The following is a 25,569-nucleotide window of genomic DNA, read 5'->3' as shown; positions in this document are numbered from 1 at the left end:
ACTGATTTCAATAGTTTAATAGCAATTTTTTTGCATCAGTAGTATTATAAGTACAAAATCTTTTGAACCCTAATTGTTAGAATAGCTAACATTGTGTTTGGCTAAAAATAACTTATGACATTAGTCTTTAGAGAAAAGCGATCGCCTGGGCTGGGGTCAGCTTATGTTCTCGTTGTTCCAGATTATTAATATCAGCTATTTAAGTTTTATGCAGACGAGCAAGGCTTTTGTTATAGGCGCTTATCAACCGCTTTCTAGAGGTAAATTCTGGCTAATTATGCTGTGTTTAGGTTACTTTTGTACTGCCTGTGCAGCTTCTGACGCTCAATCCAATGGAAAGGACGCTGCCAAAAAGCGACCAGTACCAGTGGTAGTTGCTAGTGCCAATCAGAAAACAGTTCCCATGCTTTTACAAGCGACGGGGACAGTGGAAGCATATTCAACCGTATCTGTCAAGTCTAAAGTAGGTGGACAACTGACTGGTGTCTACTTTCGCCAAGGGCAGAACGTCAAAAAAGGCGATTTACTATTTACCATTGATTCTCGCGCCCTGGAAACCTCGCTCATGCAAGCTCAAGCCAACAAAGCCAAGGATTTGGCTCAAGTGCAGCAAGCTAAAGCCAATCTCGAAAAAGCTAAAGCTCAGGTACAACAAGCACTAGCCAATGTCGAGCAAGCCAAAGCGCAAGTGAACCAGGCAAGAGCTAATGTTACTAAGGATGTAACCCAAGCAACAAATGCCAACATCCAGGCTCAACGCTATGCTAGTTTACTCAAACAGGGGGCAATTAGCAAACAACAAGCAGAAGAGTATCAAACAACTGCTCAAGCCCAACAGGCAACAGTAAAAGCAGACCAAGGTGGGGTAGCCAATGCTCAAGCCGCCGTCGCTGCTGCCCAAGCAGATGTACAAAACGCTCAAGCCGCCGTCACTGCTGCCCAAGCAGACGTACAAAACGCTCAAGCTGCCGTCGCCGCAGATCAAGCAGCCATAGATAATGCCAAGGTTCAACTTTCCTACGCTTCTATTTATTCTCCAATCAACGGACGCACAGGTAGCCTGAAGCTGAATCAAGGTAACTTGGTGAAAGCAGATGCGGACGAGCCGTTAATTACCATCAGCCAGATTCATCCAATTTATGTCACATTCTCCATTCCCCAAAGGCTGTTACCTGACCTGAAGAAATACAGTGCTGACCACAAACTAGAAGTAGATGCTTTACCCGCTAAAGATACGGGAACTCCAGTCAAGGGCGAACTCACCTTTGTTGATAGCGGCGTGAATACACAAACAGGTACCATTCAACTCAAAGGTACATTTACCAATACTGAGGAGCGATTAGTTCCAGGGCAATTTGTCAACGTGTTACTGAAGTTCACTGAACAACCAAATGCCATTACAGTGCCTTCCCAAGCAGTGCAACCAGGACAAAAAGGGCAGTTTGTGTATGTAGTCAAACCTGACAACAAAGCTGAAATGCGTCCTGTCACTGTAGGTGACACTGTTGACAACGAAACAGTAGTTAAAGAAGGATTGCAACCGGGTGAACAAGTAGTTGTAGATGGGCAATTCAATCTCACACCAGGGGCCACAGTGCAGGTAAAACCAGCAGTAGGAACTAAAAAGCAATCATGAACATTTCTGAATTATTCATCCGTCGCCCAGTGATGACAGTCTTAGTCATGGTTGGGGTTTTGATATTCGGGTTGATGAGTTACCGAATGTTGCCAGTCAGTGATCTGCCCAACGTGGATTTTCCCACGATTCAGGTGACAGCTACTCTGCCTGGGGCTAACCCAGAGACAATGGCTTCTTCTGTGGCTACTCCTCTAGAGCAACAGTTTTCCAGCATCGCAGGCTTGAGTTCCATGAACTCCACTAGCTCCTTGGGTAGCTCACAAATCACCTTACAATTTGACTTGAGTCGGCAGATAGATGGGGCAGCACAGGATGTGCAGGCAGCTATATCCAAAGCTGCAAAGCAGTTACCTACCAATATGCCCAGCCCTCCATCCTATCGCAAGGTGAATCCGGCAGACCAGCCAATTCTCTATATCTCCCTCAACTCAGAAATTTTACCTCTATCAACTGTAGATAAATACGCCGAAACCCTTTTAGCACAACGCTTGTCAATGGTGGATGGGGTGGCTCAGGTGCAAGTGTACGGTTCCCAAAAGTACGCGGTACGGATTCAATTAGACCCGGAATCACTGAGTGCTAAAGGTATCGGTGTGGACGAAGTAGCCACAGCCATTTCCCAAGGAAATGTTAACCTGCCCACTGGCACACTTTACGGCACAAAGCAGAACTTTACCATCCAAGCCAATGGACAACTAAATGATGCAGCCAGCTATCGTTCTTTAGTTGTGACTTACCAAGATGGTGCGCCAGTAATCTTAGGCGAACTAGGTCAGGTATTAGATAGTGTAGAGAATGACAAAGTAGCGAGTTGGTTTTTTCCTGACAAGGGAGAGAAATCCCCAAAGAAAAATTCTGGTGTCAGGGCCATGGTGTTGGCAATTCAGAAGCAACCCGGAACTAATACTGTTGCCGTGGTGGATGCTATCAAGAAAATCTTACCTTCTTTCCGCGAACAAATCCCGGCGGCTGTCAACATGGATATTATGTATGACCGATCGCAGGTGATTCGAGAATCGGTTGATGATGTCCAGTTTACTTTGTTGCTGACTATTGCTTTGGTAGTACTGGTGATCTTTTTGTTTCTCCGCAACCTCTCGGCTACAGTTATTCCCAGTTTGGCAGTACCTCTATCGCTGGTGGCGACTTTTGGGGTGATGCTATTGCTGGGTTTTTCTTTAGATAACCTATCTTTAATGGCGTTGACTCTTTCCGTGGGTTTCGTGGTGGATGATGCTGTAGTGATGTTAGAGAACATCGTCCGTCACATGGAAATGGGGGAAAGTCGGTTTGAAGCAGCTTTGAATGCTTCCAGAGAAATTGGTTTCACCATTTTATCCATGACCATTTCTCTAGTAGCAGTCTTCATTCCTGTACTGTTCATGAGTGGCATTTTGGGACGACTGTTTCGAGAATTTGCCATTACAATCAGCGTTGCCATTCTCATCTCTGGGATGATTTCTCTCAGCTTGACACCAATGCTGTGTTCGCGCTTCTTGCGTCCACCCCATCATGGACAGGAAGATAGCGAGGGTAAGAAAGATTGGAAAACTCGCCTCTACAACCTTTCAGAAAGCTTCTTTGATAAATTACTTGGTGCTTACGATTGGAGTTTAAAACTGTCACTCAAATATCATCGCACAACGATGGTAATTTCTGGTGCGATTTTGGTAGCGACAGTATATTTATTCATGGTTGTTCCCAAGGGGTTTATTCCTAGTGCAGACGTGGGACAAATTACCGCCAATACCCAAGCAGCAGAGGATATCTCCTTTGATGAAATGGTAAAACATCAACAAGCAGTGGCAGCGATCGCATATAAAGATCCCAATATTGCAGCTGTCAACTCTAGTGTGGGTGCTGGGGGGCCAAATGCTTCCGCCAACACTGGACGAATTTTTCTCAAACTCAAACCTCGTCATGAGCGCCCTCTAGGTGCAGATGAGATTGTACAAGAACTGCGTCCGAAACTCTCACGCATTCCAGGGATGAAAGTTTTCTTACAAAATCCCCCAGCTATTAACATCGGTGGGCAACAAAGCAAAGCCCAATATCAATTTACACTTCAAAGTCCCAACGTCCAAGAGCTTTATCAATACGCCCCCACTTTAGAAAAGCAACTCCGCGGACTAGAAGATTTGCAAGATGTTAATAGTGACTTGCAAATCAAAAATCCCCAACTTCAAGTCAAAATCAACCGTGATTTAGCATCATCATTGAGTTTAACTGCCAATCAAATCGAAACTGCCCTGAGTAATGCTTATGGTACTCGCCAAGTTTCCACAATTTACGCCTCTGATAGCCAATATCAGGTAATTATGGGTGTCGAACCCAAATATCAGGAAAATCCCAATGCCCTAGATTTGCTTTCAATTCGCGCCCCCAGTGGACAGCTAGTACCCCTCAACGCTGTAGCAACTGTCACTAAAGGTGTAGGGCCATTAACTATTAACCACACCGGACAACTAGCTTCTGTCACTATATCTTTTAACTTAAAACCAGGAGTTTCATTAGGTAATGTCACTGCTAAGATTGAGCAAATTGCTAGACAAACCTTACCAGCTAGCATCAGTACAGGCTTCCAAGGTTCAGCCCAAGCCTTTCAGTCTTCGATTCAGGGTTTAGGATGGCTGCTACTAGTTGCTATTTTCGTGATTTATATTGTATTGGGGATTCTCTACGAAAACTTTATTCATCCCCTGACTATCCTTTCTAGCTTGCCCTCCGCTGGTTTCGGCGCCTTACTAACCCTATTAATATTTAATGTTGACCTGAATATCTACGCCTTTGTAGGTATCATCCTCTTGATTGGGATTGTGAAGAAAAACGGCATCATGATGGTTGACTTTGCAATTGTTGCTCGTCAACAAGGTAAAACTCCCTACGATGCTATCTACGAAGCTTGCTTAGTCAGGTTTCGCCCGATTATGATGACCACAATGGCAGCATTGATGGGAACTTTACCAATTGCCCTTGGTTTTGGTGCTGGTGCAGATACACGCCGTCCCCTCGGTTTAGCAGTGGTGGGAGGATTACTATTTTCACAATTCCTCACTCTTTATTTAACACCCGTGTTCTACACCTATATGGAATCTTGGCAATCATTTTTGAAAAAACGCAATTGGCGCAAACCCTCAAAAGTTGATTCTGGGGTAGTTTAACCATCGCGCACTAAGACACTAAGAAAAGACATTATCAAAATTTATCCAATAAATTCAGCCTTGGAGGGAATTTTCCACGAGGGCTGATTTTTCATTGGCTGATTTGACAGCGTGCAGTTACGGCTTGTAGCCATAACACAATTTGTAATTTTTTCATAAAATTTATTGCAAAATGTATTGACAAGTATAAAATTATACTTTAATATAAAAGCATAAGAAAGGCGATCGCCTCCGGGAAGAGTCCGCGATCGCCTTCTTTAACCCCTCAACAGGAGTCAAATATAATATGGCACAAGAACAAAAGTTTCCCCAAGTTCCAGGTAAAGATTCTGATAAATCAACACCCAACAGAAAACCGATTAAACATATACTCATCGGTTCCCCGAAAGTCGTTACTAGTACAATTCACTACCTGCAAGTGATTGGCTATGCAAACGTGAATGATTGGAGTCAACCACAACAAACTGGGAACCCTGATGAAGTGATGAGTATTTTAGTCCGTTACATTTTGGCTTAACCAGTAGTGGCGTGACAAGCCTAAAATGTTGCAATAGAGTTTCTCTAATATCTCTGTGTTCTCTGCGCCTCTGCGGTTCGTTAATGCACTATTTTAGCCTTGCCACGCCACTAATGGTTTAGTAACCCAATTTTAACGGGTGAAGGCGGGGAGTAGGGAGTGGGGAAAGGGTTTTTTTTATTTCTGACATTTACCTATTCCCAGCAAAGATGACTTGCCAGAGTACTAGATTCTCGGTGCGTTAGGACGTTCCGTCTATAACGCACCCTAAGCTTAATACCCAGTACCCAGTCCCTTTTACTGTCGATAAAAGAGTTGACCTTGGGAACATTCTAGAGTGAAGATAAAAGGGTTAGACTTCACGCTAAAGTACCAAGCGCATCTGATGTTGCCATATTTTTGGAGTAAAACAACAACAGTGACGATCAAGGCTTTTATTAATTAATATTAAAAGTCTGCTGATACAGGCTTTATATAGTAAGTATAAATGCTTGAAATATAATGTCAAATTCAAGGTGACAGAAAATGTATAAAATTGCGAACAATACAAAATTGTTCCCGAATGTATTGTTTTACTAAGAGACTAGCCGCTCAAAAACAGCCTTATTCAAGCTTTGTTCTGTGTAACTGAATTACGAATTACAAATTATTCAGTTACCCAAGACATACTAATATCAGAAAAGATGTGCTTCACAAATCTACCAGATAAATTTGCTAATACTACACTGTAATTATGGTAAAAAGTTTGAATAATGTTTAGTAATTTATTTTGTGACAGATGCTTGTGGAACAACAAAAGTTAGGTGTAAATGTTGTTATGAAAATTGGCGATCACGTCCGCGTTAAAGAATCGGTAGTTGTTTACCATCATCCTGAGCATCGAAATCAGGCTTTTGACATCAAAGGCACAGAAGGTGAAATCATAGGTATTGCTACTCAATGGCAAGGTAGACCTGTAAGTGCAAACTTACCATATTTGGTACAGTTTAATAAAAAATTTAAAGCCCACTTGCGTGAGAATGAGCTAGAAATAATTGAATAAATAATTATTTCAAACATTCATCGGCGGCGAAACCATCGGAAAATATTCAGTTCGCCGCGCATTCTTTTTAACTCTTGGCGATTGCGTTCTGCGGTAACGTAATACCATTCACAATGACGCTGAAACTCTAAACGCGTCTGAACTTCCTGGTAGAACTGATGGGTTGTTTGATAAGCTGCAAAACTCTCTTCAACATCAGGTTGACGAGATGGAATAATATAAGGTAAGTGTTTAGACATAATTTTAAATTAATGAAGAGTTAGGAGTTAGGAGTTTAGAGTTAGGAGTTAGGAGTTTAAAGTTAAATAATTGGTATATTTGATAACTTTTATAACTTTCCAGGCTGTAAAAATCCTCAGAAAATTACACTTTGAAAGGACTATTCCTAACTATTCACTCCTAACTCCTAACTTGATTAAAGCCAACCACGCAAGCGATATACAAAACTGCCAATATATTCTTTTAAAGCGCTAGTAAATTGATTTAGGTTGCCTGTATCAGGTAATAAATTTAGTATAGCGGCTTTGGGAGAGCTGCCGAGTTCTTCAATTTCAGCCTGACTCACAAGAAAGTCGGTAGGTGCAGCAATCACATCAATACCTTGACGTTGAAAAATTTTCAGCGATCGCGGCATATGCATAGCCGAAGTCACTAACAAAACTTTACCAATACCACGAGTTTTGAGAATTTTCTTGACATTTACGGCATTTTGATATGTGTTGAGTGAGTCAGATTCTTGGATAATAGCTTGAGATGGTACACCGATAGAAGTGAGTATACTTGCCATATCTGCCGACTCTGGCGAACCAGTACCACGCCAATCGATGCGACCACCACTGAGAATGATTATAGGCGCTTTTTTTTGGCGATAGAGTTGGGCAGCATAAATGACGCGATCGCCTGATTCACTTAAATCGACACCTGGTCTTGGAGGTAAAGCTGATTTAGTCGCACCTCCCAAAACCACAATTGCTTGGGCATTAGGCATTTGGGTAGGAGGGAGATTTTGCCATTCCAGCGATCGCACCAGAGATTTAGCAACCCAAGCATTACTAGAAAAAAGTAATAAAATTAATGATAGTGCGATCGCACCTGCTGCAATGCGCGGTCGCTTCCACAATGTCACTAAAGCCACTATAAGACAGACGCTAGCTAGCCCTAGTGGGTAGAAAAACAGTGGTAGTAATTTAGAAAAATATAAAAACATATTGATTGGGGAATAGGGAATTGGGAACCGGGAATTGGGAAAGAGTTGTACTTAACACCCAGTACCCAGTCACCAGTCCCCAGTTCCCAATATTATTTCTTCCAAAACTGAAGATTGAAAGTTCCGCGAGTACGACGGAAACGGCGGACGGGTCTTCTTTTTTGCTGTTTGGTAATTCTCTCGTTAGACTGTTCACCTTCGACTGCTTCTGAAGTCTCAACTGGTAACTGAGTTTTAGCTGCTTCTTTGCTTCCCCACCAAGAAATCATCCAGCCTCCACCGATAGCAGCTATACCGCCTAGTAAGATACTCATCGGTGCAGAATAGCCTAAAAAGACAAAGCCAACTAAGAAAAATAACCAATATTTTAGTCCTGCATCAATACCATCAGAGGAAGCTACTGTTGGGGGTTGGGGACTATTTTTACTGGTATTGGTGATCCAACCTAAGGTGAAGCCACCGAGAACACCCAAAAATATACTTAAGGATAGTGGAGATCCTGTCAACGTTAATATGAGTATTAAAAATGACCCAAATATTAGTTGAGAAAAGAAACTGGGAGAGATAGTGAAGAAGTCGTTTTTTTTCGATGCCATAAGTTCACTATTGGGTACTGGGGACTGGGTATTGGGTATTGGGGATTGGGGACTGGGTATTGGGTATTGGGAAAAAATTATTTTAAGATTTGAATTTTGAATAGAGATTCATTCCCTATTTAAATCTTTCTAATCCCCAGTCCCCAGTCCCTAATCACCAGTCCCCAATCCCTAGTTCAATGTGGTTGAGTTGTATCCCAAATTTGGACGTAAGGTTTTTCTGCTTCGCTGAAAGGTTCAGCTTGCTTGAGTTGTGATTCCAATAAATCCACAGTAGCATCTGCAATATCACCAGTACGGTTGACAAGACGCTCTTTTACAACCTCTAGAGGTGCTGTGCAGTGAATAATTTTCAGGGGAAGATGGTGTTTTTCGGCTTCAGCGATCGCTTCCAGCCGTAGTTGTTGTCTGTCATACTTAGCATCTAAAATTACTGAAAAACCTTGATTAGCTAGTATAATCCCCAAATTTAGCAATCGTGCATAAGTTTTTTGGGTCATCTCAGGTGTATATAAATCATCTCCACCACGTTCCCACAGGGAAATGCCTCCCAAATGTTTACGCACTGCATCTGAACGAATTTGAATTGCTCCCAATTGCAAAGCCAAATGTCGCGCTGTTGTACTTTTTCCAGAACCAGACAATCCCGACATCAAAATCAGTTGTCCTTGTTGAGGTTGAGTATACTCCCAAGCCTGCCTGTAATAGTTAGATGCTGTTTTTGTGGCTTCTTCCTTCACCGCCAGCGGTACGCTTGGATCATCCAACAAAAATGAAGTTACCTTTGCTCTCACGTAAGCTTGACGACTTAAATACAAAGGCAACACCTGCAAACCTTCCCAATCTCCAGTTTGCTCGATATAAGCATTTAAAAATGCATTACCCAAATCTCGGCGTTGCCGTGCTTCCAAATCCATCACCGTAAACGCTACATCATACATAACATCGACAAAGCGAAACGGTTCATTAAATTCAATACAATCAAACAGGGTGATTTTATTCTGCCACAGAGCAATATTTTTCAGGTGTAAATCCCCGTGGCATTCACGGATATAGTTATTTTGAATTCTGCTAGCAAATAATTCTGTACGTTCTGCAAAAAATTTATTTGTGTATTGTTGTGTTTGGGTAAACTGTTCCTGTGTCTGGGGGCCACCGATATACTTTTTAGTTTGCTCGTAATTTTCATCAAAGGCAGCACGTACTTGCGACACTTCACCAAAACTACGAATATAATCATTAGTCTGTGCTTGGGCATGGTACTCAGCTACTATCCGTCCCAATTCCTCTAGGTGTGTCTCATTTAGCTTACCCTGTTCAAAAAGTGCGCTAAACAACAACTCTTGGGGAAACTGCCGCATCTTCAGCACATATTCTACAGGCTCACCAGTTCCATTGAGATGATATTGCTCGTTTGCCAAAGTCACAGGCAAAACTTCTAAATACAGTCCAGCTGCACCCCGTTGATTCAATCGCAACTCCTCGTGACAAAAATGCTGCCGCTTTTCTAAAGTAGAGAAGTCCAAAAAGCCAAAATTCACAGGTTTCTTCAGCTTATAAACGTAATCTCCAGTCAGCAGCACATAAGAAATGTGGGTTTGAATTAATTCAATAGGTTCTGTCACCGCATGGGGGTAAAATCCAGGCTGTAACATCTGCTGAATTAAAGGTGGAAGAGTTGCTTCTGTCATATTTGCGAATGGGGAATTGGGAATTGGGAATGGGGAATGAGGAATGGGGAATGGGGAATGGGTAATGGGGAATGGGGAAGAAACAATAGGGCTGCAAGACTCTGCACCCAAATATCAGTCATCAGCCATCAGTCATCAAATTTAACCAAGATAATTTATAAGATTTCCCTAAAGCTGTGAGCTGAACAAAAAACCAGGGTTTAATCCCTGGTTCCATTAGCAATTATCACAAATTTTAAGTAGTCAAGCAGACCAAATTTGCACTAGCTTTAGCCTTTAGAAGCAAAAAAGCTCAGGTGATAAGGTGTACCCTTAGCTGGATGGATTTGAACTTCTCGCAGTATGGTTTTACCAGTCCACTCAAGTTCAGGGATGTTAAGTTCAATTTCTGTTTTGTTAACAGCTGCTTGTTTGAGCAGGCGCTCAACAGTTTTGGCTTCAACTACCAGAGAAATTGATTCGGCACCGTTGTGACCGTATAAATTAGCAGGTATCAGTCCAGAACGGCGCAAAGCTTTGGGCTTGCTACCTTCTGGTCGCTTTTGAGATTCGACTGTAACAGGCATACTAGTTGTTAGTTGTTAGTTGTCAGTTGTCAGGAGTTAGGAGTTAGGAGTTAGGAGTTAGGAGTTAAGAATTGTTCTCTGTGTCTCCCCATCTCCCCATCGCCCCTAATCCCCACTCCCCTTCGGTCGTGGGGGCCCCGAGTTCCCCTGCACCCCTGCACCAAAAGCTCCCCGACTCAATACTAAGCACTCAGTAGAGAAGCTGGTGTGCCATCAGGGTGCAGCAAGGCACGTTTGGGGCCGTGAATGGGGTCTTCTACAATTATGGTTTGATCGCGGCTAGCTCCTAAAGAAACGATCGCGATCGGGACTTCCATTAATTCTGCTAAGAATTTTAGATAGTCCAGTGCTTGCTGTGGCAAGTCTTCTAGGGTGCGGCAGTGTGTTGTTGGCACTTGCCATCCTGGTAAGGTTTTGTAGATGGGACGACAGCGGGCAAATTGACGTGAACTGGTGGGGAAGTGTTCGCTGCGTTCGCCATCTATTTCATAGGCGACACAAACTTTGATTTCTTCTAGTTCGTCGAGGACATCGAGTTTGGTAATGGCCATACAGTCCATACCGTTAATTCGCACGGCATAACGACCGATGACAGCATCAAACCAACCGCAGCGACGCTTACGTCCGGTAGTTGTACCAAATTCAGCACCGCGATCGCACAACAATTCTCCCACTTCTCCATCTAATTCGGTGGGAAATGGCCCCTCTCCTACTCGTGTTGTGTAGGCTTTCGATACTCCAATTACCCGATCTATCATTGTCGGCCCTAGACCCGTCCCAACGCAAGCTCCGCCAGCCACAGGGTTGGAGGAGGTAACGTAGGGATAAGTCCCATGATCTAAGTCGAGGAGCGTACCCTGTGCCCCTTCAAACAAAATATTGCGCCGCCGTTGCACAGCATCATATATTTTCAGTGAGGTATCAACTACATAAGGTCGTAAGCGATCGGCATACTCCAAATACTGCTGGATTACCTCTTGAGGGTCTAAAGGCGGCAAGTTGTAAAGTTTTTCTAAAATAACGTTCTTATAATTAATCGTCCATTCCAACTGCTCACGCAGTCCTTCTGGATCCATCAAGTCTAAAACCCTGATGCCTGTGCGCTCTGATTTGTCAGCATAGGTAGGGCCAATACCTCGACCAGTGGTGCCAATTTTATGACTTCCGCGTCGTTCTTCCGATGCCTGGTCAATCAACCGATGGTAAGGCATCGTGACATGGGCTGTCTCAGAAATCAGCAGATTGCTGGTAGAAATGTTTAGTTTTTCTAGTTGGTCGAGTTCTGCTATCAAAACCTGTGGATCTATCACTGTTCCACAGCCGATGATGCATTCAGTATCTGGATACAAAATACCAGAGGGAATCAAATGCAGTTTAAAGGTCTGACCTTTCACTACAATGGTGTGTCCAGCATTGACACCCCCTTGGTAACGTACCACAACATCTGCGGAGCGGCTGAGTAAGTCAGTTATTTTACCTTTCCCTTCATCGCCCCACTGGGAGCCTATCACAATGACGTTAGCCAAGCGTTTATTTTATAGAGGTAAAGTTTCCACGAAGAACCATTATGAACATATTCTGCTCGTAATGTCAAGATAAATGCATAAGATTACATATTCGGCTTCACTGTTTGCAGGTTCTAAAAAATTTTAGTTTCAAAATGATCGCGATTCACGAGATCTCCAAACTATCGATCATCAAGAGATACACAAACAATAACCCAAACCTTATCTTCATGTAGCGGCAGTTCTTAATTGCCCAAATTAAATTTTTTGAGCCTGATGATGAAACCGAATGAGGATTTTTATCCCAATGCCTGACATCACCAATATGGATTAACACCAGCCCCACACAATCTCCCTTGGGGTATAGATTTTTTCTGTCTAGGTTTTTGTTACAATTAGTAAAATTTTTATCTAAAAATACCACTATGGCTTTGTATGCTGAATTGCATCGGCATCTAGGCGGTTCGGTTGTACCTCGTGTTTTGTGGCGATATTTTGAACGACATTCTTCTGAGTTGATTTCTGGCTTTGCTGAGTATTCAGACTTTGAAGACTTTTATACACGACCACGCAATACCCTAGATGAGTATTTAGAATTGCACACCTTAGTAGAAAGTGTGCAAACTGTCGAGACTTTGCCTTACTTTATCTATCGCTTGGTACGGGGTGCTTATATTTTTGAAAATTTGGCTTATCTGGAACTGCGCTACACTCCCTATTTGCGGACACCTGAACATCTAAGTCAATCCGAGAGAATTGACAAGATGGCAGAAATTGTCAAAGTAGTGGGACAAGCTAGCCAATTGTCAGAATATCCAATTGTCACCAGCCAAATTCTTTGTATGCACTCGCGCCTACCTTACGAAGTGAATAAGGCAATTGTTGATTTAGCAGCGCAAAGCAGAGAATATGTTTGTGCAATAGATGTTGCAGGTGGTGATAGTTACTACGCTGATCGCATGGAAGAATGGATTCGCCTGTATGATTATGCGCGATCGCTTGGTATTAAAACCACAGGGCATCTATATGAAACCACAGCTGGTTGCTATCCCCAACTTTTACCTTATTTAATGCGGATTGGTCATGGTATCCAAATTCCCCTATTGTCTTCAGAGTTACTTAAGGATGTGGCTAGACGTGGACAATGTTTAGAAGTTTGTCCCACAACTTACTTGAAAACTGGTACCTTAGAGGATATTCGTCAACTCAAATTAGTTTTTGATCGTTGTTTTGAGGCTGGGGTAGATATTGCGATTTGCACCGATAATGCTGGGTTGCATAATGTCCGTTTGCCATTTGAGTATGAAAATCTTTTGACTTACGACATTATTAGTTTTGAACAACTACAAGCTTGTCAAGATGCAGCTTTCCGTCATGCTTTTGCTTGGCCTTATAGTCAACGCCCTGTATCTTTGTTAAACAGATTGCTAAAACCCGATCATGAAAAAGTTTTGGCAACTAAAGATTAATTAACCACTAAAAAGTGGCAACAACCTAGAGTGACTAAATGTTGATTTTCTAACTCGTAAATTTTTCTAATTCAGTAAAATAAACTGTACTGCACACTGTGCAGTACATAAAAAACCATATTCAATTAAATCAAGTTTACGCTTCTAAACCCTCTATAGCACCGCCAACTGTTTTCCAAGCAGCAAAACCACCTGCGATTTCACCTACCTCACCATAGCCAGCATCACGCAATAGCTTAGCCGCTTCGGCTGTTTGTTGGTCATTTTCGCCATAAACATAGATATGGCGTTCCGTATGCAAAGCAGTTTTGGCTCTAGATCCCAAGGTGTCCAACGGGAGAGTTATTGCCCCGCTGATATGACCATGATTGTAGCTCGCGCGATCGCGCACATCAACAATTGTCAAAGCTGGTTGTCCCCATTGCAGACGGGACTTGAGATCATGAACATCAACGGCTAAATTAGTACTCATAAGCATTTGTCGCCTAGAACTTTAAAAGCAATCTATCAAAAATCCCTTTTGAAACGAGCTTTCTTTACAATTAATAAAAATTTCTGTTGAGGTGTAAATATAATTGCTTATTCTATTCAGTGGTTGGCTAATCGCCTACACTGTAATTTATGGCATCTACTATTCAAGCTTTACCCACAGAAGTCGTGTATCTCATTACCGCTGGAGAGGTAATCGACTCTTTAGCATCTGTAGTGCGCGAACTGGTAGAAAATTCTCTTGATGCGGGTGCAACGCGAATTGTCGTTTCGCTATGGCCTTTGCAATGGCGCATCCGTGTTGCAGATAATGGTTGCGGGATGAACTTAGACGACTTGCAACAAGCGGCTACAGCCCATAGTACTAGTAAAATTCGCTCGAGTGAGGATTTGTGGAAAATCAACAGTTTGGGTTTTCGTGGTGAAGCGTTACACAGTTTGACGACTCTGGCAGAATTGGAAATTTTGAGTCGTCCAACAGACGGAAAGTTAGGATGGCGGGTTGTTTATGGCGATGGTGGCAAAGCTATACAAGTAGAAGCAACAGCGATCGCACCTGGTACAGTAGTCACAGTCTCGCATTTATTCGCCAATTGTTCATCTCGTCGTCAAGGCTTACCCACAACAGCACAGCAAATGAAAGCCGTGCAAGCAACAATTGGGCAAATTGCTTTGTGTCATCCGCAAGTTACTTGGCAAGTGTGGCAAAATGACCGTCAATGGTTTACCATCTATCCTGCCTGCACAGCCGGAAAACTGCTACCGCAGATTTTATCACAAGTGCGACCAGGCGACTTAGAAGAAGTTAAATTAGACCTCCCCAACCCTCCCAACTCCTCACTCAGCACTCCTAACTCCTCACTCAGCACTCCTAACTCCTCACTCCTAACTCCTAACTCCTCACTCTCACTAGTGGTAGGATTACCAGACAGGTGTCATCGCCGCCGCCCAGATTGGGTGCGAGTAGCTATTAACAGGCGGATGGTAAAATCACCAGAACTAGAGCAAACTATTCTGAGTGCATTTCACAAAACATTACCACGCGATCGCTATCCAGTTTGTTTTTTACATCTTGCTATTTCCCCAGAACAAATTAACTGGAATCGCAATCCTGCAAAAACCGAAATTTACCTCAATGAAATCAATTATTGGCAAGAACAAATTACCCAAGGAATTGATCAAGCACTCCGCATTAATTCTGCTAATTTAAAAGAATCTGTTCACACATCACGAGTCAGCAAACTACTCAAAGCCGCAGAAGCAAAAGGCAACTACAACTTTAATCCTCAAAATCCCAACGAGGATAGTAAAACTCCTAACTCCTTAAAAGCTATTGCCCAAGTTAATAATACTTATATTGTTGCCGAATATCCTGGGGGAATGTGGTTAGTAGAACAGCACATTGCCCATGAGCGAATTTTGTATGAACAATTATGTGATAAATGGCAATTTGTTCCCGTTGAACCAGCAATTATTCTTTATCAATTATCGCCAGCCCAAGTTTCTCAACTGCAACGTATCGGTTTAGATATTGAAACCTTTGGTGAACAACTTTGGGCAGTTCGTAATCTACCTGCAATGTTACAACAGCGAGAAGATTGTGCCGAAGCAATTTTAGAACTGAGTTTAGGAGGCGATTTACAAACAGCGCAAGTTGCTGTTGCTTGTCGTAGTGCTATTCGTAATGGTACACCAATGAACCTGCAAGAAATGCAGAAATTACTCGATGATTGGCAACGTACTCGCAACCCCCGCACCTGTCCCCACGGACGACCGATTTATTTATCGTTGGAAGAGTCAGCCTTAGCGCGGTTTTTCCGGCGTAATTGGGTGATTGGTAAAAGTCATGGGATTTGAGATATTTATAGGTGAAGGGGCGATCGCAAAATTTAAGGAGCTTAAATTTTGTTTGATATATAATGATAATAGCACTTAATCCCTATTAGGGATTGAAACTCTAGGGTTTCAATAGTTTGTGCCCACGCTATGTATGACGGTAATTGTAATTTCATCTGATCCCTATTAGGGATTAGAACTTCATTGGAACAATAAACTATGTTGACCTTTAAGCTAAAAAATGGTGAAGTTGTCCATGTGGAGCTAAAAAATTTGGATGAGTTTCTAAGAAAAAACAAGGGTAACTTAGAAACTCATCGCATAGAACTACGTGGGGATTTGGATTTTGATGGAGTTGTACCTGATTCTGTAAAGGTTTAGTAGTAGATTTTGACTGTTTGATTGAGTAGTGTTGTTGCTACTATTCCCGCTTTCAAATCTTCTTTACTTTCAGCGATTGATACTGTGCAACCTCTAAAAATCCGAAAATCAGTGTTAGGGTCATCTTTTGGGTGACTTATATATTCAAATTCTTCCCCTAGCTCTACGTACATCCAGCAATCTTCTTTTCCTTCCCATAATCCCACTACATTAGTGTAGGATTGTGCGCGTTTGTAAGCTTTAGGACTGATTTTTAGAAAAATAATCATTTAACCACAGTTTTAACAAGGTCATACTAGGCAGGACAAAATTCTTGGTCGATAATCGCAAAACCTAGGGCATCACATACTAAAATAGATAGTAATGCAGTCAAAATTACGCCTTTCTCAAGGACGCTTTGAGTTATTTTCATTTTTCCTCCTTAAGGAAAATAAATTTTTTGTGCTGCATATGCAGTTTTTGAGTGACGGCATCACTCAAAAAATGACTTTTATTCAGTGAAAAAAATACCTGTCTCTTTACTAGTTACCAGCTAGTAAAGGACTTCGATTTCAAACAGTCTAAAGGTTAATGACTTTAGACTGTATTTTATTTTGCAGGTATCTAAGAAGATATTTTAACATTGCATGTTTCGATTTTCATTATTAATTGTGAAAAATTTTCATTACTTTAGTTTTTGAGTCAAACTTACGTTTAAACACAAAAAGCATAATCAGATAAACCCTTTACTCAATCTGGGTTTTAAGGTTTTTAACTATTTTTTGAATGTCAAGTATTTGATTTAAAATCAGATGAGTCATAGTGACTCACAATGACTCATTCCGTTCTACATTTGTATATTGATTGCATTTAATAGAATTAGATATCTTGAGTAAAGTGATGATAGCCTGCTCAAAAGATATTGCAACACGCCTCTCTTGCTAATAAACCTTCAGTAATCGTATCAATTTTAACAGAGACTAAAAAATATCTACATTTGTAGATACTGTGTATACGATCAGGAATGCTCACGATCGCAATTAATAGACAAGCCAACCAAAGCGTAAACCCTGGTCTACGTTACTGGTAAACTTTCGTTAAAAAGCCCAAATTACCAAATATTCGCAGTTGCTTCGATATCACTGTTGATTTTGGCAACTGCGATCGCACTCCAACCGCCTAAAATTACTGAAAAGTGCAAGCGATCGCTAGTTCTGCATGTCGCAACAATGTATCCTTATCAAGAGGATGCACTGAATATTGCGGTGTCACCGCCAGTAATTTCTCAATTCTGTTTTTAGCTGCTTCCACCACAGATTCATCAAGGCTACCTTTCTCTAGAGAATCTACAAAATCTTCAGCCATTTTATAGGTACGTTCCAAAGTTGCTGAATGGATGTTGCGTGAGACAATAAACAAATCACAACCAGCTTGAAATGCTCTCGCTACAGTACCACTTTGGATAAACATATCTGACACAGCTTTCATATCTAAGTCGTCAGATACAACCACTCCTTCAAAGCCAAGTTCTTGGCGGAGTATGTTTTTCAGAATAGCTTGGGAAAGCGTCGCCGGCACATCAGGATCTATCTTGGGAAACAAGATATGTGCTGTCATAATCAAAGGAATCTGCGCTTGAATTAAAGTTTTGAAAGGTATTAGTTCCCGAATTCGCAAATCTTCTAAACTCAGATTCAATGATGGTAACTCGATGTGAGAGTCTTGGCTGGTGTCTCCATGTCCGGGGAAATGCTTAGCACATCCCAAAATTCCCGATTCTTGCAGTCCTAAGTAATATTCAAGCGCACCTTGTGCAGCAGTTTCGGGAGTGTTACCAAAGGCGCGAGGCCCAATAACAGGGTTTTGGGGATGAGAAAAAATATCTGCATCAGGCGCCCATGATAAATTTATCCCCAATGATTTTAGTTCTAAAGCTGTTGCTTTTGCTACTTCGCGCGAGTGCGATCGCCACAACAAAGCATAAGGAAATCGCGTAATTGGTAACGGTGTGCGAACAACACGTCCTCCTTCATGATCTAAAGTTATGAACATCAAGTCACGTTCAGCGTACTGTCGGATCTGCTGGTTTAACTGCTGGAAGCTTTCCAACCAAACTTCATAGGGGGTGCCATCGAGAAAGTTTTTAGCGAAAAAGATCACGCCAACTGGTTTCAATTCGTTGATGGCACGTTTATCCTCATCACTTAATGTAGTACCAGAAATACCTAAAATTAAGTGGTGTCCAAAGCGCTGTAACTTCTGTGATACTGCCATAATGCTTTACCTACGGTTGTGTAGCAAACAACTGAAATTTTCAACCTTAAGGATATTAGCCCCGATCCTACATCCTGAAGCAGCATTCTATAAATAAATGTAAATGGGAACTAACTTGTGTAACTGATATTTTGTTCCCTGTCAAAATAGTGCTTCATCTCTCAATTTGCTCCTTGAGTAGCCTTTACAAACTCAGTTGAAATGAACTCATGTGCTGTTAGCAGAGACAAGACTTACGCAAGCAATAGCCGAAAACCTTATTCTCCTATAGCAGCAATTCATAAATTCTTGCAAAGAGCGTGTAGTTTTGCGTAAATCCTAAAAGGAGTACCTCTTAATTTTCATTTTTCTGAAGATTAATATCATCTTGTCAAACTTGAAAGCACTATTTTGCCTCATCTTTCAGTAACTCTTTACAAAATTGCTTTTTTATACAAAGAAATAATAAACCGACTGGAATTTTGTAGCGTAATTAACCATTATCTATTAACATTTAAATATAATCATTACGTATTAATACTTAGATAAATACCGATTGTATAGACTCACAAAAATATTCGTGCGATAGCTTGTTGCTGTTTTTATTTCAGGGAGCTTATGTCCACTAGTCTATTAAATAACTGTCTGGAGAACATCTTTACAAAAATTTATGAAAATTTATATGAAAATTACAAGGGATTAACTCAAAATCCCAGATGGCTTTTGATGCGTAAAGTTGCTCGATTTAAGATTGGAAGAGCCATAATGTTATTTTTCTTCAAACGCTCATCTCAATCATATTTAACATTCATAAATGAAAGTAATTCTTGTTTTGCAGAAATTCATTTAGATAGAGTTGTTAATAAATTAAAAACTGAAGGTTTATATTTAGGTATTAACCTTCCTCAAGAAATGGTTCAAGAAATCATTGAATTTGCTAAATCAACAGCTTGTTATGGAAATCGCAAATCTAATTTAGGCTTTTATTATCACCAAAAAGAACAAGTAGAAAAAAACTTAAGGAAGCATTTTACTACAGGCAATTATTTCAACACAGGTCTGCTATGTCCAGCTATTAAAAAACTACAAAATGACCCTTTATTATTAGCAATAGCTGCTAGGTATTTAGATACTCAACCAGTACACCAAGGAAATCATTTGTGGTGGAGTTTTGCAGGAAAAACAACATACCACGAACAAAGTCAAGCGGCTCAGTTTTTCCACTACGACATGGATGATTATCGATTTATTAAATTTTTCTTTTATTTGACTGATGTAGATGAAACGTCTGGCCCTCATGTCTGTGTACGTGGAAGTCATAATCAGAAAAAGTTATCACACCTTTGTTTACGTAAACGAGAAACAGACAAAGATATTATTGATTATTATGGTATAGATTCTTTAGTAAAGATTTGTGGCAAAGCTGGTTTTGGGTTTGTAGAAGATCCACTTTGTTTTCATAAAGGCATTCCTCCAACTCATCAAGACCGCTTAATTTTACAAATAGAATTTGCGACGACAGACTATAATATGCAACACGACATTAGAGAAACTTCTCTATTAAAGTGTATTGAATAGCTCGTGTAATCAAAAGGAAAAAATAATTCTTTTCCCCTTATTCGATCATGAATATGGGGTTTTATCTTTAAAACTGTTAAATCGAGTCTTTCTGATCATTTCTCTTCACTGGGTTGCACTTGCTCATTTCACATTTCATTAAATTAAGCTACTGACCTCATTTATAATCGACTGCATCATCTGTTTAGACATATATCTACTAACTAACAGGTAATGTCAGAAAAATAACATATACAAAATTACTATATGGATTTTCTATAACTGTCATCAACAATGCTGCTAGTAGACCGCTGTTATCGGTATGTACTAAGTAAAATACCTGAAATAAGTTTTTTTGGGAAACCGATCGCACAACGAATACCAAATGTAACGGATTGCAACGTATAATGAGAACGGCAAAACGATTAAGAAATATTGAAGAACAGTAGGTTTAAATGCGAGTAGCGATCGCGGGTGCTGGTCTAGCAGGACTTTCCTGCGCGAAATATCTCACAGACGCAGGTCACACCCCCATTGTCTTGGAACGCCGGGACGTATTGGGAGGTAAGGTGGCGGCGTGGAAAGACTCTGATGGAGACTGGTACGAAACGGGTCTGCACATTTTCTTTGGGGCGTATCCCAACATGTTGCAGCTATTCAAAGAACTGGATATTGAAGATCGGTTGCAATGGAAAGAACATACAATGATCTTCAACCAGCCCAATGCACCAGGTACTTACAGCCGCTTTGATTTTCCCGATTTGCCAGCACCTCTAAATGGTATAGTGGCAATTCTGCGGAATAACGATATGCTCACCTGGCCTGAAAAAATTAAATTTGGGCTAGGACTGATTCCGGCGATGATTCAGGGGCAAAAGTACGTTGAAGACATGGACAAATACTCCTGGACAGAGTGGCTGCGTAAGCAAAATATTCCCGAACGGGTGAATGATGAAGTTTTTATTGCCATGTGCAAATCACTGAACTTCATCGGCCCCGATGAAATTTCTGCTACCATCCTGCTAACAGCCCTCAATCGCTTCCTCCAAGAAAAAAATGGCTCAAAAATGGCGTTTTTGGATGGTTCCCCAACAGAACGATTGTGTCAACCTTTGGTAGATTACATTACCGAACGTGGCGGGGAAGTACGACTGAACGCCCCCTTGAAAGAGATTTTGCTGAATCCTGATGGCACGGTTAAGGGATTCCTGCTGCGTGGGTTAAATGGTGCAGAAGATGAAGTCTTCACGGCTGATTTATATGTATCTGCCATGCCAGTTGATCCGCTGAAAGTCATACTTCCACAACCTTGGCAGCAAATGGAATTCTTCCAAAAGCTAGAAGGCTTGGAAGGTGTACCAGTGATTAACTTACACTTGTGGTTTGATCGAAAACTCACAGAAATTGATCACCTATTATTTTCGCGATCGCCACTCCTCAGCGTTTATGCTGATATGAGCAATACTTGTCGCGAATATGCTAATCCGGATCGCTCAATGCTGGAATTAGTTCTAGCACCAGCTAAAGATTGGATCGCCAAATCTGACGAGGAAATTGTCAGCGCCACGATTGCTGAATTAGAAAAACTCTTCCCCGACCACTTTGGAGGAGAAAATCCAGCAAAATTGTTGAAATATCATGTGGTGAAAACGCCGCGTTCAGTGTACAAAGCGACCCCAGGTCGTCAAGAATACCGTCCGTCGCAAGTAACCCCCATTGCCAACTTTTATCTGACTGGCGATTACACCATGCAACGTTACTTAGCCAGTATGGAAGGTGCCGTACTTTCTGGTAAGCTAACAGCGCAGGCGATCGCTGAAGCCAACCCGGTGACGAATCCTTCTCACTTGCCAACGCTAACCCGACCGCCTGCAACGAATGCTGCAACTGTCTGATTCCCCCCCGCGCATGAAAACGCTGGTCTCAGTAGACGAGTCCTACAACCTATGTCGTCACCTCATAGCCAAGTATTCCACGACGTTTTACCTCAGTACCTTGCTCCTGAGCAAGGAAAAACGTCCCGCAATTTGGGCAATTTATGCTTGGTGTCGCCGTACAGATGAACTAGTGGATGGCCCCGCATCTGCTATGACAACACCAGAAACCCTAGATCTATGGGAACAGCGGCTGGAATCAATTTTTGCTGGACACCCAGTAGACAACTTAGATGTGGCGTTAGCGGATACTGTCCAGCGCTTTCCAATGGACATTCAGCCCTTTCGGGATATGATTGCCGGACAGCGCATGGACTTGTACCGTAGTCGCTATGAAACTTTCGAGGACTTATATCTCTACTGTTACCGCGTCGCTGGTACCGTAGGCTTGATGTCAACGGCAGTCATGGGGTTGGATAACCCCAGAAATACATCTCCGTGGAACCGTGAACAACAGCTCTATGTTCCCATAGAAGAAGAAATAGCCTTAGGAATAGCCAAGCAACTAACCAACATCCTGCGGGATGTGGGAGAAGATGCGCGACGTGGGCGAATTTATATTCCTCTAGAAGATTTGGCAAGATTTAACTACACAGAGGAAGATTTATTCAAAGGTGTAATCGATGAGCGCTGGCGGTCTTTGATGCGCTTTCAAATAGCACGGGCACGAGAATTTTATACCAAAGCAGAAAAAGGAATCTCTTATCTATCTTCTGACGCCCGCTGGCCTGTATGGGCTGCCCTGACCCATTACAGTGGAATTTTAAGAGTAATTGAGCGCAACGATTACAATGCCTTTACTCAGCGTGCCTACGTGCCCCAATGGCAAAAGTTACGTTCTTTACCTCTGGCTTGGTTGCGATCGCAAGTACTGTAATTAGGTTAGTTGTCATTTGTCATTTGTCATTTGTTCAGTGGTCAGTGGTGACTAAGAAAAAACTAACAACTGACAACCAACAACTGACAACTGACAATTAACTATTTACTTTTCTGAAAAGATCTGCTAACATTAATATTCGTGACCGAGGAGAGGTGGCTGAGTGGTCGAAAGCGGCAGATTGCTAATCTGTTGTACGGCAGGCAACTCCGTACCGAGGGTTCGAATCCCTCCCTCTCCGTTTTCAAGCTGAGAAACGTAGAAGAAGTACTAATCTAAGAGCAAGTACTTTTACACCTCCATAGGGATGATATCATTTAACCTTTGGAGTCTTGTTAAGATTGAACTAACCTGAAAATTTAGTCTAAATCTTACTTTCAGGCTCCCCTATAACTGAGGAGTGAGAGTAACGTATGCGAAAAATTAGTGCTGCCCTAGCCCTAAGTTTAACTACCATAGCATCTGGTTTTCTGTTGGCGGCTTGTGAGAATTCTGGTGGGCCTAGTGCTAACAGCACCCCTGGCAGTAGCGCCAGCCCAGCAGCAAACACAACGTCTACAACCAGTAGTGCCGAAGGGCTAAAAATTGGTACTCTACTACCAACCACTGGTGACTTAGCCTCCATTGGACAGCAAATGATCGGTTCTGTTCCTTTACTCGTCGATACCGTTAACGCTTGCGGAGGAGTAAACGGTAAACCAGTCACCTTAGTGCAAGTAGACGACCAAACCGATCCCAGATCTGGTGCAGCTGGGATGACCAAACTGGCAACTCTAGATAAAGTAGCAGGTGTAGTAGGCTCCTTTGCTAGTAGTGTCTCCACTGCTGCTATCTCTATTGCCACTCCTAACAAAGTCATGCTAGTTTCCCCTGGTAGCACCAGTCCCAAATTTACTGAAAAGGCGCAAAAAGGGGACTATAAAGGTTTTTGGGCGCGTACAGCTCCCCCAGATACCTACCAAGCTCTAGCCTTAGCCCAATTAGCTAATAAAAAAGGTTTCAAGCGAGTTTCCACAGTTGTAATTAACAACGACTATGGTCTTGGGTTTGAAAAAGCATTTGTAGAAACTTTTGAGAAATTGGGCGGCACAGTAGTAAATAAAAACAATCCAGTCCGCTACGACCCCAAAGCCCAAACATTTGACACCGAAGCTGCTGCTGCTTTTGCTGGTAAACCAGATGCGGTAGTTGCTGTTCTTTATGCTGAAACAGGTAGTCTGCTCCTCAAAACTGCCTACCAACAAGGTTTGACTAAGGGAGTACAAATTCTGCTGACAGATGGGGTAAAATCACCCACCTTCCCCGAACAAGTTGGTAAAGGCCCTGACGGCAAATATATTTTAACTGGAGCGCTTGGTACAGTGCCCGGTTCCGATGGTAAAGCATTAGAAGCTTTCAACAAGCTGTGGAAAGACAAGAAAAATGGTAGTTCACCTGGGGAATATGCTCCCCAAGCTTGGGATGCTGCGGCGTTATTGGTTTTGGCGGCGCAATCTGCCAAGGATAACACAGGGGTTGGCATATCTAGCAAAATCCGCGAAGTTTCTGCTGGCCCTGGTACAGAAGTGACCGATGTCTGTGAAGGTTTGAAGTTACTTAAAGAAGGTAAAAAGATTAACTACCAAGGAGCTAGCGGCAACGTAGACATTGATGCTAACGGTGATGTCATCGGCGTCTACGATGTCTGGACAGTAGGAGAAGATGGCAAAATTAAAGCCATTGACAAAGTGACTCCAACTAAGAGTTAGGAGTGCTGAGTTAAAAGTTAGGAGTTAGGAGTTAGGAGTTATAAATTGACTAATTAGTCACTCCTAACTCTCAACTATTAACTAAATTAGTCACTCCTAACTCTCAACTTTCAACTTCTAAAAGCCAAAGCCATTGAAGTTATAACCAACTCCTATCAACAAACCTAAATCGGTTTCATCGAAAAATGCAGCGTTTACAGCAGCGGTTGCTGTAAATTGCGTAGTTAGAGGCACATCGATACCACCAGATAATAAAAAGCCTACTTGCGAGTCATTACCAGTTGAAATGGCTGCACCAGCACCGATGTAAGGTGCGATCGCTAATGGTTCACTAAATGGATCTGCTTGCTGGAAGGTAAAGTCGTAAGATAGAGGAAGGAGAATTGTGGTATTGTCCCCAAACACCGCCGAAGGTCTAAATGAGATGGAATTTGTTAGCCCAATTTTGCTAACAGCTGCGAAGTTGCCATCACCCAAGGATGATTGACCACCATCCAAACCAATGTTTCCAGCAACACCAATATAGCTGCTGCCACCACGGGTAGGTCTGCCGACATCAATATCCGATTGTGCCACCTTGGGAGCCAACGTTTGAGAAGTTTCAACACCTGGTTCTGTATACTTAGGCGTCAGTGCAGATGATGAAGTTGCTACTGTTCCTGGAACAGGCGTAAATGTTCGACTGGCAGTTTCTGCTGTGGTAGTACTAGGCAATTCCTGCAACGCAGTAGCATCAGATTCTATTGCTTGATTATCAACTGAAAAAGTAGAGTTGGCAGTTGTTTCAGTGGAGAAGTTTTGACTTGGGGTCTGTTGTTGAGCATTCAACTGGTTGGGAGACACTACAGTTGCCGAAGGCTCAGTTAGCTGCTCACTGCTGATATTGTCAACTGTCTGAGCAGCAGCAGATAAGCTACCACCCAGAACTGCAACAGCAGCTAAACTTGGCAACAAAACACCTTTACGAAGAAAAATAGTATTCACATTCACTCCTAACAGAATATTGCCACAATATATATTCTGTGGTTTTGATTCCACGAATTTGGACAATATTCAAACTTTAACCCAGAAAATTGATTATTACATCCATATATGGACAGAATTATCAAAGTTTCTATGTCA

Annotated in this window: 21 protein-coding genes and 1 tRNA gene; 12 read left to right on the top strand and 10 right to left on the bottom strand. The window is 42.0% G+C overall.

What is annotated here, in order from left to right:
* Positions 1-208: 208 nt before the first annotated feature.
* The 4 genes from I8748_RS23735 to I8748_RS23720 all read left to right on the top strand — a co-directional run bounded on the left by I8748_RS23735 (position 209) and on the right by I8748_RS23720 (position 6,359).
* Entirely contained in the window at positions 209-1,636 is a 1,428-nt protein-coding gene (locus I8748_RS23735; protein WP_225896529.1) for an efflux RND transporter periplasmic adaptor subunit, read from the top strand.
* On the top strand, positions 1,633-4,800 hold the full coding sequence (locus I8748_RS23730) for an efflux RND transporter permease subunit (RefSeq protein WP_198126998.1): 3,168 nt from the start codon (positions 1,633-1,635) through the stop codon (positions 4,798-4,800). The genes I8748_RS23735 and I8748_RS23730 overlap by 4 nt, the downstream gene beginning before the upstream one ends.
* A gap of 286 nt (positions 4,801-5,086) precedes the next feature.
* Positions 5,087-5,317, top strand: coding sequence for a hypothetical protein (locus I8748_RS23725; RefSeq protein ID WP_198126997.1), 231 nt, complete (start codon positions 5,087-5,089; stop codon positions 5,315-5,317).
* 778 nt (positions 5,318-6,095) lie between these two features.
* A complete protein-coding gene (locus tag I8748_RS23720) occupies positions 6,096-6,359 on the top strand; it encodes a ferredoxin-thioredoxin reductase variable chain (RefSeq protein ID WP_225896528.1) in 264 nt (87 codons plus the stop codon).
* A 17-nt stretch (positions 6,360-6,376) separates the two neighbouring features.
* On the opposite strand, the gene I8748_RS23715 is transcribed toward I8748_RS23720, so the two are convergent.
* From I8748_RS23715 to I8748_RS23690, 6 genes are all read right to left on the bottom strand, one after another.
* Positions 6,377-6,598 carry a hypothetical protein gene (locus tag I8748_RS23715; RefSeq protein WP_198126996.1) on the bottom strand — a complete coding sequence of 74 codons (222 nt, stop codon included), beginning with the start codon at positions 6,596-6,598 and terminating at the stop codon, positions 6,377-6,379.
* Positions 6,599-6,774: 176 nt separating this feature from the next.
* Positions 6,775-7,566, bottom strand: coding sequence for a YdcF family protein (locus tag I8748_RS23710; RefSeq protein WP_198126995.1), 792 nt, complete (start codon positions 7,564-7,566; stop codon positions 6,775-6,777).
* A 92-nt stretch (positions 7,567-7,658) separates the two neighbouring features.
* Positions 7,659-8,162, bottom strand: a complete 504-nt coding sequence (locus I8748_RS23705; protein WP_198126994.1) for a hypothetical protein — start codon at positions 8,160-8,162, stop codon at positions 7,659-7,661.
* Between the two features lie 176 nt (positions 8,163-8,338).
* Complete coding sequence (locus tag I8748_RS23700) at positions 8,339-9,853, bottom strand: bifunctional aminoglycoside phosphotransferase/ATP-binding protein (RefSeq protein WP_198126993.1); 1,515 nt, start codon at positions 9,851-9,853, stop codon at positions 8,339-8,341.
* Between the two features lie 269 nt (positions 9,854-10,122).
* Positions 10,123-10,419 carry a 50S ribosomal protein L25 gene (rplY, locus tag I8748_RS23695; protein ID WP_198126992.1) on the bottom strand — a complete coding sequence of 99 codons (297 nt, stop codon included), beginning with the start codon at positions 10,417-10,419 and terminating at the stop codon, positions 10,123-10,125.
* A gap of 182 nt (positions 10,420-10,601) precedes the next feature.
* On the bottom strand, positions 10,602-11,945 hold the full coding sequence (locus I8748_RS23690) for an adenylosuccinate synthase (RefSeq protein WP_198126991.1): 1,344 nt from the start codon (positions 11,943-11,945) through the stop codon (positions 10,602-10,604).
* 404 nt (positions 11,946-12,349) lie between these two features.
* On the opposite strand from I8748_RS23690, the gene I8748_RS23685 reads away from it, so the two are divergent.
* Entirely contained in the window at positions 12,350-13,393 is a 1,044-nt protein-coding gene (locus I8748_RS23685; RefSeq protein WP_198126990.1) for an adenosine deaminase, read from the top strand.
* A 136-nt stretch (positions 13,394-13,529) separates the two neighbouring features.
* Here I8748_RS23685 and I8748_RS23680 read toward each other — a convergent pair whose 3' ends face one another.
* On the bottom strand, positions 13,530-13,865 hold the full coding sequence (locus tag I8748_RS23680; protein WP_198126989.1) for a rhodanese-like domain-containing protein: 336 nt from the start codon (positions 13,863-13,865) through the stop codon (positions 13,530-13,532).
* 149 nt (positions 13,866-14,014) lie between these two features.
* Here I8748_RS23680 and mutL point away from each other — a divergent pair, with 149 nt between their 5' ends.
* Both mutL and I8748_RS34710 read left to right on the top strand, forming a co-directional pair.
* Complete coding sequence (gene mutL, locus I8748_RS23675) at positions 14,015-15,739, top strand: DNA mismatch repair endonuclease MutL (protein ID WP_198126988.1); 1,725 nt, start codon at positions 14,015-14,017, stop codon at positions 15,737-15,739.
* Positions 15,740-15,937: 198 nt separating this feature from the next.
* Entirely contained in the window at positions 15,938-16,099 is a 162-nt protein-coding gene (locus I8748_RS34710) for a hypothetical protein (RefSeq protein ID WP_214662724.1), read from the top strand.
* Here the strand turns inward: I8748_RS34710 and I8748_RS23670 are convergent.
* Positions 16,096-16,368 carry a hypothetical protein gene (locus tag I8748_RS23670; protein WP_198126987.1) on the bottom strand — a complete coding sequence of 91 codons (273 nt, stop codon included), beginning with the start codon at positions 16,366-16,368 and terminating at the stop codon, positions 16,096-16,098. The genes I8748_RS34710 and I8748_RS23670 overlap by 4 nt on opposite strands.
* A gap of 895 nt (positions 16,369-17,263) precedes the next feature.
* Positions 17,264-18,352 (bottom strand): beta-N-acetylhexosaminidase, encoded by a 1,089-nt coding sequence (gene nagZ / locus I8748_RS23665; protein ID WP_198126986.1) that lies wholly within the window; start codon positions 18,350-18,352, stop codon positions 17,264-17,266.
* 597 nt (positions 18,353-18,949) lie between these two features.
* Between nagZ and I8748_RS23660 the strand changes: the two genes are divergently transcribed.
* The 5 genes from I8748_RS23660 to I8748_RS23640 all read left to right on the top strand — a co-directional run bounded on the left by I8748_RS23660 (position 18,950) and on the right by I8748_RS23640 (position 24,447).
* Positions 18,950-19,909, top strand: a complete 960-nt coding sequence (locus tag I8748_RS23660) for a phytanoyl-CoA dioxygenase family protein (protein WP_198126985.1) — start codon at positions 18,950-18,952, stop codon at positions 19,907-19,909.
* A gap of 434 nt (positions 19,910-20,343) precedes the next feature.
* Positions 20,344-21,783: a 15-cis-phytoene desaturase gene (pds, locus tag I8748_RS23655; RefSeq protein WP_198126984.1), complete on the top strand. Its 1,440-nt coding sequence runs from the start codon at positions 20,344-20,346 to the stop codon at positions 21,781-21,783.
* A complete protein-coding gene (crtB, locus tag I8748_RS23650; RefSeq protein WP_198126983.1) occupies positions 21,767-22,699 on the top strand; it encodes a 15-cis-phytoene synthase CrtB in 933 nt (310 codons plus the stop codon). The genes pds and crtB overlap by 17 nt, the downstream gene beginning before the upstream one ends.
* 149 nt (positions 22,700-22,848) lie before the next feature.
* A tRNA-Ser gene (locus I8748_RS23645) sits at positions 22,849-22,940 on the top strand.
* Positions 22,941-23,112: 172 nt separating this feature from the next.
* Positions 23,113-24,447, top strand: a complete 1,335-nt coding sequence (locus I8748_RS23640; RefSeq protein WP_198126982.1) for an ABC transporter substrate-binding protein — start codon at positions 23,113-23,115, stop codon at positions 24,445-24,447.
* A 117-nt stretch (positions 24,448-24,564) separates the two neighbouring features.
* Here the strand turns inward: I8748_RS23640 and I8748_RS23635 are convergent, their stop codons facing one another.
* Positions 24,565-25,431 carry a hypothetical protein gene (locus I8748_RS23635; RefSeq protein ID WP_198126981.1) on the bottom strand — a complete coding sequence of 289 codons (867 nt, stop codon included), beginning with the start codon at positions 25,429-25,431 and terminating at the stop codon, positions 24,565-24,567.
* Between the last annotated feature and the right edge of the window lie 138 nt (positions 25,432-25,569).

The sequence above is a fragment of the Amazonocrinis nigriterrae CENA67 genome, from assembly GCF_016056305.1.
GTDB classification, from domain to species: Bacteria; Cyanobacteriota; Cyanobacteriia; order Cyanobacteriales; family Nostocaceae; genus Amazonocrinis; species Amazonocrinis nigriterrae.
Note: the sequence above shows the minus strand (reverse complement) of the source record. Positions and strands in the feature narration are given on the sequence as shown.